General features: G+C 66.1%; 21 protein-coding genes and 1 tRNA gene. 10 read left to right on the forward strand and 12 right to left on the reverse strand.

All coding sequences use genetic code 11. The features are described from left to right. Positions 1–62 precede the first annotated feature (62 nt). The 5 genes from J1C47_RS09175 to J1C47_RS09195 form a co-directional block, all read right to left on the reverse strand. Positions 63–845, reverse strand: coding sequence for a hypothetical protein (locus tag J1C47_RS09175; RefSeq protein ID WP_207350445.1), 783 nt, complete (start codon positions 843–845; stop codon positions 63–65). A 640-nt stretch (positions 846–1,485) separates the two neighbouring features. Next, the gene (locus J1C47_RS09180) at positions 1,486–2,286 is read right to left on the reverse strand and encodes a TIGR04255 family protein (RefSeq protein ID WP_207350446.1); all 801 of its coding nucleotides are present in this window, start codon (positions 2,284–2,286) and stop codon (positions 1,486–1,488) included. A gap of 180 nt (positions 2,287–2,466) precedes the next feature. Beyond that, the gene (locus J1C47_RS09185; protein ID WP_207350447.1) at positions 2,467–3,444 is read right to left on the reverse strand and encodes a site-specific integrase; all 978 of its coding nucleotides are present in this window, start codon (positions 3,442–3,444) and stop codon (positions 2,467–2,469) included. Positions 3,445–3,498: 54 nt separating this feature from the next. Beyond that, entirely contained in the window at positions 3,499–3,945 is a 447-nt protein-coding gene (locus J1C47_RS09190; protein WP_207350448.1) for a hypothetical protein, read from the reverse strand. After that, entirely contained in the window at positions 3,942–4,214 is a 273-nt protein-coding gene (locus tag J1C47_RS09195; RefSeq protein ID WP_207350449.1) for a helix-turn-helix transcriptional regulator, read from the reverse strand. The genes J1C47_RS09190 and J1C47_RS09195 overlap by 4 nt, the downstream gene beginning before the upstream one ends. Before the next feature lie 90 nt (positions 4,215–4,304). Between J1C47_RS09195 and J1C47_RS09200 the strand changes: the two genes are divergently transcribed. The 3 genes from J1C47_RS09200 to J1C47_RS09210 all read left to right on the forward strand — a co-directional run bounded on the left by J1C47_RS09200 (position 4,305) and on the right by J1C47_RS09210 (position 5,239). Beyond that, positions 4,305–4,454 carry a hypothetical protein gene (locus J1C47_RS09200; RefSeq protein WP_207350505.1) on the forward strand — a complete coding sequence of 50 codons (150 nt, stop codon included), beginning with the start codon at positions 4,305–4,307 and terminating at the stop codon, positions 4,452–4,454. 75 nt (positions 4,455–4,529) lie between these two features. Beyond that, positions 4,530–4,946, forward strand: coding sequence for a hypothetical protein (locus J1C47_RS09205; protein WP_207350450.1), 417 nt, complete (start codon positions 4,530–4,532; stop codon positions 4,944–4,946). After that, entirely contained in the window at positions 4,943–5,239 is a 297-nt protein-coding gene (locus J1C47_RS09210; RefSeq protein ID WP_207350451.1) for a hypothetical protein, read from the forward strand. The genes J1C47_RS09205 and J1C47_RS09210 overlap by 4 nt, the downstream gene beginning before the upstream one ends. A 157-nt stretch (positions 5,240–5,396) precedes the next feature. On the opposite strand, the gene J1C47_RS09215 is transcribed toward J1C47_RS09210, so the two are convergent. Continuing rightward, positions 5,397–5,708 carry a helix-turn-helix domain-containing protein gene (locus J1C47_RS09215; RefSeq protein WP_207350452.1) on the reverse strand — a complete coding sequence of 104 codons (312 nt, stop codon included), beginning with the start codon at positions 5,706–5,708 and terminating at the stop codon, positions 5,397–5,399. A 244-nt stretch (positions 5,709–5,952) separates the two neighbouring features. Further along, positions 5,953–6,029: transfer RNA gene (locus J1C47_RS09220), tRNA-Arg, on the reverse strand. 504 nt (positions 6,030–6,533) lie between these two features. Here J1C47_RS09220 and J1C47_RS09225 point away from each other — a divergent pair. Further along, positions 6,534–7,649 (forward strand): anhydro-N-acetylmuramic acid kinase, encoded by a 1,116-nt coding sequence (locus tag J1C47_RS09225; protein ID WP_207350453.1) that lies wholly within the window; start codon positions 6,534–6,536, stop codon positions 7,647–7,649. Between the two features lie 33 nt (positions 7,650–7,682). Here J1C47_RS09225 and J1C47_RS09230 read toward each other — a convergent pair whose 3' ends face one another. Next, a complete protein-coding gene (locus J1C47_RS09230) occupies positions 7,683–8,180 on the reverse strand; it encodes an outer membrane protein assembly factor BamE (protein ID WP_207350454.1) in 498 nt (165 codons plus the stop codon). 159 nt (positions 8,181–8,339) lie between these two features. Between J1C47_RS09230 and J1C47_RS09235 the strand changes: the two genes are divergently transcribed. From J1C47_RS09235 to J1C47_RS09260, 6 genes are all read left to right on the forward strand, one after another. After that, on the forward strand, positions 8,340–8,870 hold the full coding sequence (locus J1C47_RS09235) for a ubiquinol-cytochrome C chaperone family protein (RefSeq protein WP_207350455.1): 531 nt from the start codon (positions 8,340–8,342) through the stop codon (positions 8,868–8,870). A gap of 1 nt (position 8,871) precedes the next feature. Then, positions 8,872–9,450, forward strand: coding sequence for a YceD family protein (locus tag J1C47_RS09240; RefSeq protein ID WP_207350456.1), 579 nt, complete (start codon positions 8,872–8,874; stop codon positions 9,448–9,450). Positions 9,451–9,546: 96 nt separating this feature from the next. Then, positions 9,547–10,620, forward strand: a complete 1,074-nt coding sequence (plsX, locus tag J1C47_RS09245; protein ID WP_207350457.1) for a phosphate acyltransferase PlsX — start codon at positions 9,547–9,549, stop codon at positions 10,618–10,620. Continuing rightward, positions 10,617–11,594, forward strand: coding sequence for a beta-ketoacyl-ACP synthase III (locus J1C47_RS09250; RefSeq protein WP_207350458.1), 978 nt, complete (start codon positions 10,617–10,619; stop codon positions 11,592–11,594). The genes plsX and J1C47_RS09250 overlap by 4 nt, the downstream gene beginning before the upstream one ends. A gap of 105 nt (positions 11,595–11,699) precedes the next feature. Continuing rightward, a complete protein-coding gene (locus tag J1C47_RS09255) occupies positions 11,700–12,041 on the forward strand; it encodes an integration host factor subunit alpha (protein ID WP_207350459.1) in 342 nt (113 codons plus the stop codon). 43 nt (positions 12,042–12,084) lie between these two features. Next, complete coding sequence (locus J1C47_RS09260; RefSeq protein WP_207350460.1) at positions 12,085–12,687, forward strand: MerR family transcriptional regulator; 603 nt, start codon at positions 12,085–12,087, stop codon at positions 12,685–12,687. Between the two features lie 302 nt (positions 12,688–12,989). On the opposite strand, the gene ccoP is transcribed toward J1C47_RS09260, so the two are convergent. Genes ccoP through ccoN form a run of 4 tightly spaced genes read right to left on the reverse strand, consistent with a single transcriptional unit; the run spans position 12,990 to position 16,535 of the window. Then, positions 12,990–13,868 carry a cytochrome-c oxidase, cbb3-type subunit III gene (gene ccoP, locus J1C47_RS09265; protein ID WP_207350461.1) on the reverse strand — a complete coding sequence of 293 codons (879 nt, stop codon included), beginning with the start codon at positions 13,866–13,868 and terminating at the stop codon, positions 12,990–12,992. Between the two features lie 3 nt (positions 13,869–13,871). After that, entirely contained in the window at positions 13,872–14,027 is a 156-nt protein-coding gene (locus J1C47_RS09270; RefSeq protein ID WP_207350462.1) for a cbb3-type cytochrome c oxidase subunit 3, read from the reverse strand. An 11-nt stretch (positions 14,028–14,038) separates the two neighbouring features. Continuing rightward, positions 14,039–14,842, reverse strand: a complete 804-nt coding sequence (gene ccoO / locus J1C47_RS09275) for a cytochrome-c oxidase, cbb3-type subunit II (RefSeq protein WP_207350463.1) — start codon at positions 14,840–14,842, stop codon at positions 14,039–14,041. A gap of 10 nt (positions 14,843–14,852) precedes the next feature. Continuing rightward, positions 14,853–16,535: a cytochrome-c oxidase, cbb3-type subunit I gene (gene ccoN, locus J1C47_RS09280; protein ID WP_207350464.1), complete on the reverse strand. Its 1,683-nt coding sequence runs from the start codon at positions 16,533–16,535 to the stop codon at positions 14,853–14,855. Positions 16,536–16,699 lie beyond the last annotated feature (164 nt).

A 16,699-nucleotide genomic window follows, 5' to 3' on the forward strand; every position in this document is an offset into this window, starting at 1 on the left:
CCGACAATGCGGATTTTCGGAAGTGAAGGGACGCCTCAATCGCTGCCTGCGTCGAAGACTGATCAGGCGTCGCTGAGCCCGTCGAAATCCAACCGGTCCATTCCGAGGTACTCGGCAGCGGACATCTCTTTGAGGGTCGACAGCCGAAATGTGCAGTCTCGACACCAGTCGCTAGAAGCTTTTTTTTCCAGCCCCGGTAGATAATCCCTCGCCCACAGTGCTCTCGTATCAGGGGGTATCCCGTCTTTCAGGATGGCGATGAACTCGAGTTCATCAGGAGCTTCCCACGAGGCGGTAGATACCCTGATCTCAAGGATGGCGTCGATAAACCGACCCTTGTCAGAATTCTTACCAGCACCACCGTCAACCCAGCGCCGGAGAGGCTTCAGAGCGTCGTTGAACTCATCGGGGAAGGCGTATCGCTGTCGATGACGTCCGATGTTCGCGGCAAGCTCTCGTCGTTCTCTGTCCGTGTCACAGCCGGGAACACGATCTTGACCAACGATTATCCGCTTATCGATCGTCGCAGTAAGGTCCAAGTCAGCCACCAGCCGTCGATCTCTTAGCCCCGGAACGTATAGGTACCGGATCTCGCGTCCCGCAGAGATCCTCTGAAGCTCATCGTCCGTCACTGGCTTAAGCGCAGCCACATGCAGGAAGGGTCGCTTTGAGTAGTCCCTAACGATATCGCATGACTGCGTTAGAATGACCGCGCCTTCTGATGAAGTCAGCACCGCATCAAGACCATCCTCTCCTATGTCGAGGAATGGTAAGTCGATGGCGCCAAGGAATGCGTCCCCTTGGCGCCACTTACACATTTCGGCCGCGATTTCCTCGTTCGTCACTTCGCTTCGCTACCGCCGGCGCAACCGGGCGACAGGAACGCGACGAACATTGGGAGCCCGCTGCGCAGCAATCCCGATTTCGTCTGAGCTCAGAATTGCGCCCTTCAGAACAAAATCACGCTCCGTCTCTGGAGCCGTTTCGCCGAGCAACTCTCGCTTGAGTTCCGCGGTATCAGGTGCTCCGATCACTCGCGCATGTAGGCCACGAAGTTTGGCTTCATGGTGCGAATTCAGCTTTTCGCCACTGGCCCATGAGTGAACCGCACGTCGGGAAACCTCGAAGATTGCTGCAACTTGCGCCCACGTCAGCCCTAGACGAAGTCGGATCTCAGCGAGCCTCTCTGGTGCCGATGCCTCCTGCTTACGACGGATTCCGGAAGCAATCGTAGCCGGTGGAAACTGATTGACCACGAGCGCGGACGACACTGCCGACGTCGGCGCAGCGAGCGCCCCTCCTGACAGACATGCCATTCCGAATAGGACCATTGTGGATAACGGGGCAAGCATCGGCCCGCTAAAGCTTGATACCGGCACGACAAATCTGGAGTTGTCGGAAAACCCTCGTCCGGATCCGTCCACGACTGCGGGATGTGCAATCGCTGTGTAGTCCACTAGCCAAGGCTCAACTGAAGCGCGGTCGCTATGCATTTTTCCGCTCCTCGATGAATTCCGGTGTCATTGCCCATCGGAAGAAAGAATAGATCCTCTCCGTCATGAGACGATAGTGCCCCAGAATCTTGTCCCCACCAAATGGCAGCGCAGCTTCGAAGGAACAGTCGAGATCCAGGTACCAACGGCGCGAATCTTCGGGAACCATCACGTTTGGATCGTGAACCGTGTGAGGTGGAAGAATCCCCCATCGGGTCAAGAGCGTCCCTTCAGGCACTTGGAAGTTGACAGAGTGTGCAGACGTCGAAATTTGCTCTGCAACCTCCGTATCGGAAAGGGAGCGCAAACCGGGACGCACAAACGCCTTGACTGAATCCAGATCGGCGGCCTCCAGCACGTTCAAGTACCGTATGCCAATACGATTGCAGATAGACGGCTCCAACTCGTCAACGAAGATCCCGATCACTTCCGCCAGTCGGCTCAAAAAGTCATCACGATCCACGTAAGCGGTCTGGCACTCAAGCGCCAAAACCTCTGTCGACAGGGTGACGCGCCAGGCGCTGTCTGCCGAAAGAAACCGCCAAACCTGGTTAATCACACTCTGTGGAGGTAGCAGTTCTCCCGTCGGCCCGACTTGCAGTTCCATTCCCATCTGCTGCTCGCGCTGCAGAATCGGGTATTCCTTCCGGATACGATCTTGGAAGCCGATGATCCCGCGTTCTTCAGAGATTTTGAGTATGGCCGGGAAGTAGACCGCTGCAAGAACTCGACGAAGCGGAGGACGTGCGAGCTTTACCTCCGGCGGAGCGGAGTCGCGCAGCGGGTTCGTCATCGGATTCCTCTCAGCGGCGGGGCAGTGGCCGTAGTGTGAAGTAATGTGAAGTGGCGCACCGTCATAGTCAAGGGAGCTTGCCTGTGGCAATCCCCTAACCAGAGAGTTTTTGGACGCCTGATCGGTGTTGTTCGGCGGCGATAACCTGCACCGGTAATAGCCACACCACTCGCTGGAAACTCACAAGAACCCCGCGCCGCTGTGGTCCCGAAACAGGTTCGTCCTGCGGACATAGCCGCGGACGGTCCTGACGTCGGTATGGCGCGACTGGTCCATGATCCGGTGAAGGTCGACGTCATGCTCAGCGGCCGTCGTGATGTAGCCGGCCCGGAGGCTGTGACCGGAGAATCCGTCCACGTCGAGCCCGGCCGCCGCGGCGTAGTGCTTCACGACGAGCGCCACGGCGCGATCGGAGAGCCGGCCAGGCTGCAATCGGCAGCCCTTTCCGATCGGCCGGAAGATCGCGCCCTCATCGATCTCTGCCGCCTCCAGCCACGCCGTGACAGCTTCGACCGGCCGCAGCTTCGCGCCGTTCGGGATGCCGATGATGTGGCCAGCGCCCTCCTGGTCCGTCTTGGATCTGCGGATGGTCAGCGTGATGCCGTCGGTGCCGATCTCCAGATCCGCGACGTCGAGCCCGACAAGCTCGGAGCGCCGCAGCGCGCCGGCAAAGCCGAGGAGGAGGAGCGCCCGATCCCGCTTGCCCTTGAGCGTGTCGGTCGGAACGTGATCGAGCATGTCCGCCACCAGTGCGGCCGTCGCGGCCCGCTTCTTCGCCGGCGCCACGCCGATCTCGCGCCGGATGCCCTCCATCTCCTCGATCACGAGCTGCGACGCCGTCGGCGGGACGTGGCCGGCCTTCAGGTGCATGAAGCGGATCGCGGCGAGCTTCACCTCGATCGACGACACCTTTCGACCGGCGCGGGCCTCGGCCTCCACGAACAGCACCACGGTCTCAGGCGCGGCCGGCAAGGAAGCGAGGCCGTGGGCGCGGCACCAGGCGTCGAAGGATCGGAGCGCTGAGGCGTAGGCGCGAAGCGTGCCCTTCGCCTTCGACGCGCGCCGCGTCTCCTGCGATCTCCGGTGAAGCTCCTCGAGATCTGGAGACAGCGGCGGCAGGTAGTCGGCCGCGATGATGGCAGGCAGATCAGTGGTCATGGCGGCTGTCCCTTTGGTTCCGACAAGCGGTCTTTCCGGAATTCATGCCATCGCTCAGCGCTGCGCTAAGCAGCGCTCGAAATCGGCCACGGCTTTGCCGGAGCCCTTCAGCGAGACGTTCATGGCCGGCCCGCGGTCGATGGCGATCCGGAGCGTTCGGCCCGATTTGATCGCGTCCAAGAGGCGCGGGTCGCTCACCGGAAACTCGTGCAGCCCGAAATAGTCGTTCTGCGATCCTTTGAGCGTGACGGTGAGCGCATCGTCGACGATCCATGTGACAGTGGCGTCCTCGGGAAGAGACGCGCCCTCAATCGTCGCCAAAGGGCTGTCGCCAGGCGCCGCATAGAAACCCACCGTGACGAAGCCGCTTCGGTCCTGCAGGAAGCACATCGGCCCCCAATCCTCCTCGCCGCGATGAGCCTCCCACGCTCCGGCCGGCGATGTGGTCGCAAGCACGGCGCCGAGGACGCAAGCGTGGCCGATCTTCCGGCCTTCCATCATCCTCTTGCACCTCGGTCTGACCTACCAAGCCGGACGCCGGGACCGCCGGCGGTCGCGTCGCCATCGTCGAGGAAGATCACGCCAGCGGCTTCAAGGGCGGACTGCACTTTGCGCACCGTGTCGAGGCCAGAGACGAGCGTCTCCGCGCCACGACCCTCCATGTTGCGTATCGTGTTCACGTTGACGCCGGCCCTCTCGGAAAGCTCCGTCTGGTTGATGCCGGCGAGAGCGCGCGCCGCCTTGAGCTGGTTGCCTGTCGTGAGGCTCATTGTGTTTTTTACCTATCGCAGTGTTGACAGAACCTAATGTGTGCCGTAAATATCTCAATAGGTAATAAACACATTGGAGGCATGAAAACAATGCGCATTTCCCACCTCTTCCGCGACCCTGCCCTTCGCGCCGCCTTCGCCCGCATCGAACGTGACGCCAGCGGCGCCCTCGTGCTGCCGAAGCGGCCGGAACCGGTCCTGAACGGCGGCGCTGCCCTGCGCGTCCGCGAAGACGCCTGAAGCTCGGCCGCGGCAAGCGGCGCCGCCGGACGCGACGAAGAGCGCGCCGGCATTCCCATCAACAGGAGAAGCATCATGAACAACGTCCCTCTCGGGCCGGCCGGCGAAGCTGCGCCCCTGCGTTGGCAGCACGCGCACCCCAAGGAAGCCGAAGCGTTTGGGCAGATGACGACGGCCGAGCTGGTCGCGGTGGCAAACGGCTTACACGAAGCTCGCCTTTCAATCGGCGGCATCGTGAACCAGCCGCGTATTTCGCACAGCGACGCAGCGACATCATTCTTCGACGATGAATTCGATCGTCTCGCCGAACTCTATGAGATGACGATCGAGGAGCTGCGGCGCAGGCCGTCGTCCGGAGATCGGAGCGTCGATCAGGATCGGCTGCGCATCGTCGCGACCTACGACCTGCTGGACGCGGGCGGCTCTATCCTCGACGTCATCGCCTACCTCGCGGCCGGTCTCGAGGCTCTCCCGAATGGAGACGCGTCATGACCGGGGAACAGGATCCGATCATTGCCGCGATTGAGGCCTACAAGGCCGGCAATGCCGCCTATGAAGCTGGCGCGAACGACGTCTCTACGCCAGAAGAAGACGATGCGCTCGCCGCTTCCACATGGTTGCCGGCCTATCGGCAGCTCGCATACGAGACGCCGAAGGCGACCACACGCGCCGGCGCGGCAGCAGCGCTCCGCGCCGCGCTCGACGAGGGCGATACTTGCGACGACGTGACCGCGCCGTTGATGCGGGCCGCGCTGGCATGGCTCGAAGGGGTGAGTGAGCAATGAGGCTCTTGCTCGCGGTCCTCAGAGCCCGACGGGCAGTCATGCGGTATCATCGGGCGCGCGCCCGACTGGCATGTAGCTGTCGGGCAGTGCCGCCGGTGGCGCCTATCCTTTCCCGGATCGGAGTTTCGGGTTGATACGAAGCGAGGACGGACGCTCTTCAGCGACGAAGATCAAGGCGAGGGGCCGGCCGCCGTCGAACGCGCTCCTTCACCTCCCCGCCTGGCGCGTCCTCCGATCCTGCCCCATGCTCGTCTTGAACGCAGGGCGACGGACCACGAGAGCCGCTGTACGAACGGACCTCGTAGGCTTCTACAACGTCGCGCCGTACACGGTAGAGTTTGGCGCCCAGCCTGAAAGCTGCGAGCTCCCCGTCGCGGATCATTCTCCGAACATGGCCGGGGGAACATTGCCAACGCTTTGCAAGCGCCTCGGGAGTGAAAATCTCGGGCTCGAATCCTTCGGGGTCCATGCGGCCTGCCAGAGTGGGCGGAGTTGTCGATAGAATCGGGACGCCGCGCCCCACGTCGCTTGGGCGCTCGACATTGGCGAAGGCGTCGGCTTCTGCGAACCATCACCACAGAGCTTTCGGGCTGTCGGTTCCTTTTGCCAGAACACGTAGGCCGCTCGTCTTCATCCCGATCAGGATGTGACCACAGTGTGACCATGGCGCCAAACCGTGGCGTTCATAATGTAGCTAAGCTCTTGAAAAAGATTGGCGCGCCCGAAAGGATTCGAACCTCTGACCCCCAGATTCGTAGTCTGGTGCTCTATCCAGCTGAGCTACGGGCGCCCTCAAGACGAGGCGAACGGCGGCGACGCCGTCCTCGTTGGCGCGCTAGGTAGCCGCTCGAGGCGGCGATTGCAAGCACCCTTTCGTCATCGATCCGCAATCTTTCGCGGCTCGCGCGATCGCTTCCCGTCGAAAGGGCGGCACCGGAAAGCCGGGTTCGTGCCGACCGGGGCGGCCGGTCAGGGCATTGATGGTGCATCTGCTACATAAGGGCGGGATCATGGTCTAAGGATCGGGGCGGTGGCGAGTGTGCGACGCCGCCGGCGGGCCGGCCCCTCATGGCGCCACGACTGCGGCGATGCCGGATTTTCCCGGCAGGCCGGGAACCGGGGCACTGCGCGGGGCGCCGCGCGGGGGGCTGCCGGACGGGCCGGGCGGCTTCGCCGCGGCCGTGGCGAGGCTGCCTTGGCGGGACGGCCGCCGATCGTCACGGCGTGGCCGCCGCCGCCGGCACGAAGGATCGCGACGCGGGGGTAAAGGGGCAGCAGGAAAAGGATGGGTGCAATGGCAAGCGGATGGGCCGTCGGCCTGATGACCGGAACCGTGCTCGACGGCAACATCGACGTCGCGGCGATCCGCAGCGACGGCGAAGCGATCGCCGAATTCGGCCCCTTCGAGCTCGTGCCCTATCCGGCCGACGTCGGGCCGCTGATCGCCGAAGCCGTCGCCGACGCGCGCGCATGGGGCTTCGCCGGCCCGGAGCCATCGAGCTTCGCCGTCGCCGAGCGGCGGCTCACCGAGGGGCAGGCGGAGGCGGTCGCTGCCTTCTGCGACCGCCACGGGCTTGCCCGGAAGGAGCTCGCGGCCGTCGGCTTCCACGGCCAGACCGTCCTCCACCGGCCGCCGGAGGCGGGCATTGCCGGGCGCACGCGCCAGCTCGGCGACGGGGCGCTGATGGCGAGGATGCTCGCCACCACGGTGGTCCACGACTTTCGCTCGGCGGACGTCGCGGCCGGCGGCCAGGGGGCGCCGCTCTCGGCGATCTATCACCGCGCGCTGCTCGCGCGCCTCGGCGCCGGGCGCGAGACCGCGATCCTCAATCTCGGCGGCGTCGCCAATCTTTCCTTTGCCGACGGCGACACGCTGATCGCCTTCGACACCGGCCCCGCCAACGCCCCGATCAACGACTTCGTCGTCGCGCACGGCGCCGGGGCGATGGACCGGGACGGCCGTCTCGCTTCGGCCGGCCGGGTGGACGAGGCGCGGCTCGCCGCGCTGCTCGATCATCCCTGGCTGAGGGCGGCCTATCCGAAGTCGCTCGACCGCTTCGGCTTCACCATGGCGATGGCCGAGGGGCTGGGGCTTCAGGACGGCGCGGCGACGCTGACCGGCTTCGTCGCCGGCGCCGTCGGGCGCGCGCTCGACCTGTTGCCGGTGCGGCCCGAGCGGCTGGTGGTCTGTGGCGGCGGCCGCCGCAATCCGGCGATCATGGCGGCGCTCGCCGAGCGGGCGCGGGTCGAGGCGGTGGATGCCGACGCCGTCGGCCTGCGCGGCGACGCGATCGAGGCGGAATGCTTCGCCCATCTCGCCATGCGGCGGCTGCGCGACCTGCCGATCAGCTTTCCGCTGACCACCGGCGTGCCGAAGCCGATGACGGGCGGGATCGTCAACCGGCCATAGGCGATGGCCGGCGGGTAGCGCCCGGGGAAAGGCTCAGAACAGGCTGGTCGGCCCGCCGGTGTCGGAGACGGTGTCGCTCAGCACCTGGCCGAGGAAGCTCGCATCCTTGCCGCCGGTCGGCGTCGTGCGCGAGATGAAGTCGAAGACCCGGCCGTCCTTGAGGCCGTAGTCGGCGATCCGCTCGACCCGGTCGTCCTTGTTGAAATAGACGGCGAGGACGCGCTGATCGACGAGATGCGGCTGCAGGAAGGCCACCGGCCGGACGCGCTTCTGGGAGATGTAGTAGAACACCTCGTTGTCGAAGGTCGCCTTGGTCGAGGGCGAGCCGAGCGCCAGCAGCACCTGTTCCTTGGACGAGCCGGGCGGAACCAGTTCCAGCGACTTCGGATCGACGATGTAGCCCTGGTTGAGCACTTCCTGGGTGGTGCAGGCCGCAAGCGGCGAAAGCGCGAGGGCGGCCGCCGAAAGGGCGATCGCCGGCGTCAGGCGGGTCTTCTTGGGCACGCTTCTCTCAACTCCCGTTCCAGCCATCGATCGCGTTTTTCCCTTCATGGCCGTCTTCCGCGGCCATATCGAGGCGAAGGCCGCACCGCGGCCATGCGAGGCGTTGGTAATCCAGTCCCCGCGCCGTTGCAATCGGCGCAAAGCTGTGGCACCGCCTCGGCCCGAGCGAGAAAGCGCGGATCGACAATGCTCAATCGTTGGAGGATCGCACGCCGGAACCGCGCGATCGTCGAGGACATATACCAGGCCCTTGTCGCGGCGGCGCGCCGGCCGGCGCTCTACGAGCGCTGCGGCATCGAGGACAGCTTCTCCGGACGGTTCGAGGCGCTCGGCATCCACGTCTTCCTGTTCCTCAGGCGCTGCCGCGGCGCGGCGGGGCTCGAACCGGTCGCCCAGGACGTCGTCGACCGTTTCATGGCCGATCTCGACTCCTCGATCCGCGAGCTCGGCGTCGGCGACCAGTCGGTGCCGAAACGGATGCGCAGGCTCGCCGGCATCTTCTACGAGCGCGTCGAGGCCTATGATGCCGCCCTGGCAGCGGGAGGCGACGCGCCGGGCGCGCTGGCGACGGCCCTGAAGGGCCGGGCGATCGACGAGGTGGCGCCGGGCGATGCGGCGGAGGCGCTCGCCACCTACATGCGCCAGACGGGCGACAGGATGCGCGCCATCGACGACAGCGACGTCCTTGCCGGAAAACTCGAACTCGGAGATCGATGACATGCCGTCCGCCCGAAGCGCCCCGCTCGACCTGTGGCTGCCGGTCGCCGGCATCGGCGAGGCCGGCCGGCAGATCGACTACGCCGCGAGCGCCGCGGAATGCGCCCGCCTCGCCGAGGCGCTCGGCGTCGAAAGCGTGGCGGGCGTTGCGGCCGACCTCCTCGCCCGGCCGTTTCGCCGCGACGGCGCAAGGGTGAGCGGGCGGGTGACGGCGGTCGTCGTCCAGAAGAGCGTCGTCTCGCTCGAGCCGGTCGAGCAGAGAATCGACGAGCCCTTCGAGGCGACCTTCCTGCCCGAGTCTGCCCGCGCGCGGCGGAGCGACGCCGGCGAGGCGGCCGAGATCGTCGTCGATCCCGAGGCCGAGGATCCGCCGGAGGCCTTTTCCGGCGGCCGGATCGATCTCGGCGAACGGCTGTTCGAGGTGATGTCGCTGGCGCTCGATCCCTATCCGCGGCGGTCCGGCGAGAGCTTCTCCGGCGCTCCGGCGAAGACGGACGACGAGGCCGGATCAAGCGGCGCGCCGTCGCCATTCGCGGCCCTGACGAAATTTCCCCGGCCCGGCGGCGACGACGCCGAATGAGGCCGAAAGGCCGGTTGTAAGTAGCCTCAAATTCGATATTTTCGCGCGGCGCCGGCAGGCACTGGGGCGGCGAAGAGAAAAAGAAGCGAGAACGAGTTGACCTCAGGCTCCGGCATCACGATTTCGCTCGACGCGATGGGCGGCGACCACGGGCCGGAGGTGGTTCTGCCGGGGGCGGCGCTGGCGCTGGAGCGCCGGCCCGACACCCGCTTCATCCTCTACGGCGAGCAGGACGAGGTGCTGCCGCTCCTCGAAAAGCATCCGCAGCTTCAGGCCGCCTCCACCTTCCATCACTGCGAGATCTCGGTGCGCATGGACGACAAGCCGTCCCAGGCGCTGCGCCAGGGCCGCTACAAATCGTCGATGTGGCGGGCGATCGATGCGGTGAAGACCGGCGAGGCCGACGTCGCGGTGTCGGCCGGCAACACCGGCGCGCTGATGGCGATGGCGAAGTTCTGCCTTCGGACCATGGCCAACATCGAACGTCCGGCGATCGCCGCGATCTGGCCGACGCTGCGCGGCGAGAGCATCGTGCTCGACGTCGGCGCGACGATCGGCGCGGACGCCCAGCAGCTGATCGACTTCTCGATGATGGGCGGCGCCATGGCGCGGGCGCTGTTCGGGCTCGAACGGCCGACGGTCGGGCTGCTCAACATCGGCGTCGAGGAGGTCAAGGGCCAGGACGAGATCCGCGAGGCCGGCCGGCTGCTCAAGGAGACGCCGCTGCCCGGCATCGAGTATCGCGGCTTCGTCGAGGGCGACGACCTTGGCCAGGGCACGGTCGACGTCGTCGTCACCGAAGGCTTCACCGGCAACATCGCGCTGAAGACCGCCGAGGGCACCGCCAAGCAGATCGCCGCCTATCTCAGGGCCGCGATGTCGCGCACCTGGCTGGCGCGCGCCGGCTACGTGCTGGCCAAGAGCGCCTTCGACCGGCTGCGCGACAAGATGGATCCCCGCAAGGTCAATGGCGGCGTCTTTCTCGGCCTCAACGGCGTCGTGATCAAGAGCCATGGTGGCACCGACGCCGAAGGCATCGCCGCCGCGATCGACCTCGCCCATGTCATGGCGCGGGCCGGCCTCCGCGAAAAGATCGAGGCGGACCTCGCCAGTTATCATCGCCGCATTTCCGAGGAGGCGGCGAGCGTTTCCGAAAGCAGCGTTCCATGAATGACAGTATCGTCTCCGTCGTGCGCGGCACGGGCTCGGCCCTGCCGGCGAAGGTCATGCGCAACCGGGATTTCGAAGGCGTCGTCGAAACTTCGGACGAGTGGATCCGGCAGCGCACCGGCATCGAGCAGCGCCACATCGCGGGAGAGGGCGAGACCACCGTCTCGCTGGCCGAGGCCGCGGCGCGCAAGGCGCTCGAGGCCGCCGGGCTCGAGCCGGTCGACATCGACCTGATCGTCCTCGCGACCGCGACGCCCGACAACACCTTTCCCGCCTCCGCCGTCCAGCTGCAGGACCGGCTGGGCATCGCCTCGGGCTTCGCATTCGACGTCCATGCGGTGTGCAGCGGCTTTCTCTACGCCCTCACCACCGCCGACATGTATCTGAAGAACGGCCAGGCGCGCCGCGCCCTCGTCGTCGGGGCCGAGACGTTCTCTCGCATCCTCGACTGGCAGGACCGGTCGACCTGTGTCCTGTTCGGCGACGGCGCGGGGGCGGTGGTCCTCGAGGCGGTTGCCGCCGCCGAGGCGAACGGCGAGGGCATCCTCGTCTCGAAGCTGCGTTCGGACGGCGCCCACAAGGACAAGCTCTATGTCGACGGCGGCCCCTCCACGACGGGGACGGTCGGGCATCTGAGAATGCAGGGCCGCGAGGTCTTCAAACATGCGGTCGGGATGATCACCGACGTCATCGAGGCCTGCTTCGCGGCGGCGAAGATCGGCCCGGCCGACATCGACTGGTTCGTCCCGCACCAGGCCAACCGGCGCATCATCGACGCATCGGCCAAGAAGCTCGGTATCGATATGGAAAAGGTCGTCGTGACCGTCGACCGCCACGGCAACACTTCCGCCGCCTCGATCCCGCTCGCCCTCGACACGGCGGTGCGCGACGGGCGCATCGGCAAGGGCGACCTCGTCCTCCTCGAAGCGATGGGCGGCGGATTTACCTGGGGTGCGGTGCTCGTGCGTTGGTAGATGGCGCTTGATTCATATGGCGGTTTGGGTAGAGTAACGAAAAAGTAAGAGGCGTTCCGCGGCCAAATGGCGCGGCCGGGTTTTCCACCAGATCAGGGGACGAGGATGGGGGACAGGACACTCACGAGGGCCGATCTCGCCGAAGCCGTCTTCCGCAAGATCGGATTGTCCCGCACCGAATCCGCCCAGCTCGTCGAGATGGTGCTCGAGGAGATCTGCGCGACCATCGCCAAGGGCGAATCGGTCAAGGTGTCGTCGTTCGGCTCGTTCCTCGTGCGCGACAAGAACGAGCGGGTCGGCCGCAACCCCAAGACCGGCGAGGAAGTGCCGATCTCGCCGCGGCGGGTCGCGGTCTTCAAGCCCTCCAACGTCCTCAAGGACCGTATCCTCGAGGCTCACAGCAAGCGCTCCGCCTTGGGGCTCGAGCTGATGCGGGCCGCCGAATAGCCCCGTCCGGGGCTCCAACGCTCGACGTTCCGGTGAAGGGCTGATGGCCGACAAGGGTGAAGATGCGTTCCGGACGATCTCCGAGGTCGCCGAGGAACTCGATCTGCCGCAGCACGTGCTGCGTTTCTGGGAGTCGCGATTCGCCCAGATCCGGCCGCTGAAGCGCGGCGGCGGGCGCCGCTACTATCGCCCGGACGACGTCGAGCTGTTGCGCGGCATCCGCTATCTCCTCTACGTCAAGGGCTTCACCATCAAGGGCGTGCAGCGGCTCCTGAAGGAGAACGGCAGTCGTTTCGTCGTGGCGATCGGATCGGGAGATCTCGCCGGCCTCGACAGTCTCGACGCTTCGGCTGAAGGGACGGACGGAACCGACATGAGCGACGACGCCGCGGCAGCGGCGCATGTCGACGATCTCGACCTGATCCATCCCGAGCCCGAAACGGTGGCGGCCGTCGATCCGGTGGCAGATGTCGGCGAGCCGGAGCCGGCGGCCCGCCCGCGGCCGCGGCCGCTCGGCAGTTTCCTGCGGCGCGAGCGCGACCCCGCCGGCGACACCCTGCGGCTTCCCCGCGAGAGCGTCGAGCGGCTCGACCAGGTGCTGCTCGACCTTCTGGAATGCAAGCGTCTGCTCGATCAGGTCCGCTAGAGAATGGTCCCGAAACGTGGGAACCGGTTTTCGGAAAAGATCATCCGGAAACAGGAAGATGCAGCGGGAGGATGAGCGAAGCTCATCTCATCACGCTGGCGGTCCGATTCCGGCATTTGGGTGCGTCTTGTCGCGATCGCCCGGCAAAACCGGGGTGACTTCGGCAAATTGCCCCCGATCGAAAGACGGCCCCGGTCCACCGGCCGATGCATTGCCGTCTCCGACCCACCGCGCGAGCGAAAGAAAAAGGGCCCGCGCCGCAGCCGGAACGGGCCCCCGAACGTCGCAGTGGGCGCTGCCCCCTACTGTCCGCCGCCGAGGCTGTGGACGTAGACGGCGAGTTCCTTCACCGTCGTCTCGCCGAGCCGCGCGCCCCAGGCCGGCATGACGCCGTGGCGCGGCGCGGTGACCTGCCGGACGATGTCGGCCTTCGAGCCGCCATAGAGCCAGATCGCGTCGTCGAGCGCCGGGGCGCCCACCTCCTTCATGCCGCCGCCGGTCTCGCCGTGGCAGGCGGCGCAATTCTCGGCGAAGACCGTCCGTCCGGCCTCCGCCGCCGCCGTCTGCTGGTCGGCGGCACTGCCGGACAGCGACAGGACGTAGTCCGCGACGGCGTCGATCTGGCCGCGGTCGAGAATGCCGTCGCGGCCGAAGGCGGGCATCTCGGAGATCCGCGTGTCGTCGTCCGAGGCGTAACGGATGCCGTGCTCGAGCGTCGTGTGGATCGCCTCGAGCGTTCCGCCCCAGAGCCAGGAATCGTCGTTGAGGTTGGGATAGCCCGGGCCGCCTTCCGCGCCCGAGCCGTGGCACTGGACGCAGTTGACCTTGAAGGCGGCCTTGCCCGCCGCGATGGCGGCCGGCCGGAGCTCCTGGTCGCCGTCGATCGCCTCGACGGAAAGTGCCGCGATCTTCTCGAGCCTGCCGGCATCGGCCGCCTTGGCCGCGGCGACGCTCGCCTCGAGGTCGCCGCGGCTCGACCAGCCGAGCAGGCCGGAGGTCGCGGAACTCACCATCGGCCAGGCCGGATAGAGGATCGTGTAGACGAGCGCGAAGGCGATCGTCGCGTAGAAGGTCCACAGCCACCAGCGCGGCAGCGGATTGTTCAGTTCGGTGATGCCGTCCCAGGAATGGCCCGTGGTCTCGACGCCGGTGATCTGGTCGACCTGTCTGGTCTCGGCCATGGGTCAGTCCTCCTTGAGGGGAATGGCGGCGGCCTCGTCGGCCGCCCGGCGCGCGCCGGGCCGAAGCACGAAGCCGACGGCGCAGAGGAAGAACAGGGCCATCGCCACGAGGCCCCAGGAGTCGGCGAAGGTCCGCATCGCCTGATATTCGAAGTCCATCGTCGCCTCCTTCAGCGCTGGTTTTCCTGCGGGTCGTAGGCGGAGAAGTCGACGAGCGTGCCGAGCATCTGCAGATAGGCGACGAGCGCGTCCATCTCGGTCAGGCGCTGCGGGTTGCCGTCGAAATCCGCGACCACGGCCTTCGGATAGCGGGCGAGGAGGCCGGAGCTGTCGCCGTCCGGCTGCGTCTGGACGCGAAGGTCCGCAGCGGCATTGGCGATCATGTCGTCGGTATAGGGAACGCCGACGTCGCGGTTCGCGGCGAGATGCGCGGCCGGATCCCTCATGTCGAGATCGGTCTGCGACAGGAAGCCGTAGGACGGCATGATCGATTCCGGCACCAGCGAGCGCGGGTCGGTCAGATGCGCCACCTGCCAGTCGTTGGAATAGCGCCCGCCGACCCGTGCAAGGTCCGGCCCGGTCCGTTTCGAGCCCCACTGGAACGGGTGGTCGAACATCGATTCGGCCGCCAGCGAATAGTGGCCGTAGCGCTCGGTCTCGTCCCTGAACGGGCGGATCATCTGGGAATGGCAGTTGTAGCAGCCCTCGCGGACGTAGATGTTGCGGCCGGCGAGTTCCAGCGGCGAATAGGGACGCATCCCGGTCACCGTCTCGATGGTGTTCTGCAGGTAGAACAGCGGCGCGATCTCGACGATGCCGCCGATCGTCACCACCAGCAGCGACAGGACGAGGAGCAGCGTGACGTTGCGCTCGATCTTGCCGTGATTGGCGAGGAGGCCCCTGGCGATCGGATCAGCCTTGAGCTCCGGCCGCGCCCCGTCGAGGGCGGGATTTGCGTTGGAAGGTTCGCTCATCTTCCTGTCCTCACTCCGCCGGCTGCAGGGTCTGGGTGCCGCCCATCGGCACCTCCCGGCGGATGTCGCCGCGGATGGTCTTGTAGACGTTGAAGGCCATGATCAGCGCGCCGGCGAGGTACATCGCACCGCCCAGCATACGCATCACGTAGTAGGGGTGCATGGCCGCGACGGTTTCGGCGAAGGAGTAGACGAGATAGCCGTCCTCCCCGTATTCCCGCCACATCAGGCCCTGCATGATGCCCGAGACCCACATCACCGCGGCGTAGACGACGATGCCGAGGGTGGCGAGCCAGAAGTGCCAGTTGACGAGGCGCAGCGAATACAGGCGCTCGCGCTGCCAGAGCTTCGGCGTCAGATGGTAGACGGCGCCGAAGGAGATCATGCCGACCCAGCCGAGCGCGCCGGAATGCACGTGGCCGATCGTCCAGTCGGTGTAGTGGCTGAGCGAGTTCACCGACTTGATCGACATCATCGGCCCCTCGAAGGTCGACATGCCGTAGAAGGCGATGGAGATCACCATCATCCGCAGGACAGGGTCCGTCCGGAGCTTGTCCCAGGCGCCCGACAGCGTCATCAGGCCGTTGATCATGCCGCCCCAGGAGGGCATCCACAGCATGATCGAGAACACCATGCCGAGCGTCTGCGCCCAGTCGGGCAGGGCGGTGTAGTGCAGGTGATGCGGGCCGGCCCAGATGTAGAGGAAGATCAGCGCCCAGAAGTGGATGATCGACAGCCGGTAGGAATAGACCGGACGGTTCGCCTGCTTCGGCACGAAGTAGTACATCATGCCGAGGAAGCCGGCGGTGAGGAAGAAGCCGACGGCGTTGTGGCCGTACCACCACTGGGTCAGCGCGTCCTGGACGCCCGAAAAGGCCGAATAGCTCTTGGCGCCGAGGAAGGACACCGGCATCGACAGGTTGTTGACCACGTGCAGCATCGCGATGGTCACGATGAAGCTGAGGTAGAACCAGTTGGCGACGTAGATGTGCGGTTCCTTGCGGCGCACCAGCGTGCCGAGGAAGACCACGAGATAGGCCACCCAGACGATGGTCAGCCAGAGGTCGACGTACCATTCCGGCTCGGCGTATTCGCGGCCCTCGGTGATGCCGAGGACGTAGCCGGTCGCCGCCATGACGATGAACAGCTGGTAGCCCCAGAACACGAACCAGGCGAGGTTGCCGCCGAACAGCCGTGCCCGGCAGGTGCGCTGGACGACGTAGAAGGAGGTGGCGATCAGCGCGTTGCCGCCGAAGGCGAAGATCACCGCCGAGGTGTGGAGCGGGCGCAGCCGGCCGAAATTGAGGTAGGGCTGGAGATTGAGATCCGGCCAGGCGAGCTGCGAGGCGATCAGCACCCCGACGAGAAAGCCGATGATTCCCCAGAACACCGTCGCGATCACCCCGTAGCGGACGACGTCGTCCATATAGGCGACGCTGCCGCCGCCGCCGGCGGCGGAGGGGCGCGCCCCGGCGGCCTCGCCGGATCCGCCTGCGGGCCGGTCGGCGCGCAGCGGGATCATCTTGTCGCCGGAAAAGTCGATCCGACGCATGAGGAAGATCGTCGCCAGAGCCAGGACGACGAACAGCACGTAGGCGTGCTGCCGGAAAGGCTGATCGGCGGCAAATCCCGCGCCGAGCAGCGCAAGGAATGCCGCGAGACCGACCAGCATGGTCTCGGTCGAGAATTTCATCGGATTGCCACCCTCTTTCGAACCGGGCGCCGGCCGCGGCCGGAGCGGCCGGGCGGGTGCGCCGGGATCGAATGGTGAACTGTCAGCTTCCGCAGGGTCGTGCCTTGACCTGGATCAAGGCGGCCGGCGGGGCGATCGGCGAGAACCGGCGACAACCGCTTGAC

The sequence above is a fragment of the Jiella sonneratiae genome, assembly GCF_017353515.1.
Classification (GTDB): Bacteria; Pseudomonadota; Alphaproteobacteria; order Rhizobiales; family Rhizobiaceae; genus Jiella; species Jiella sonneratiae.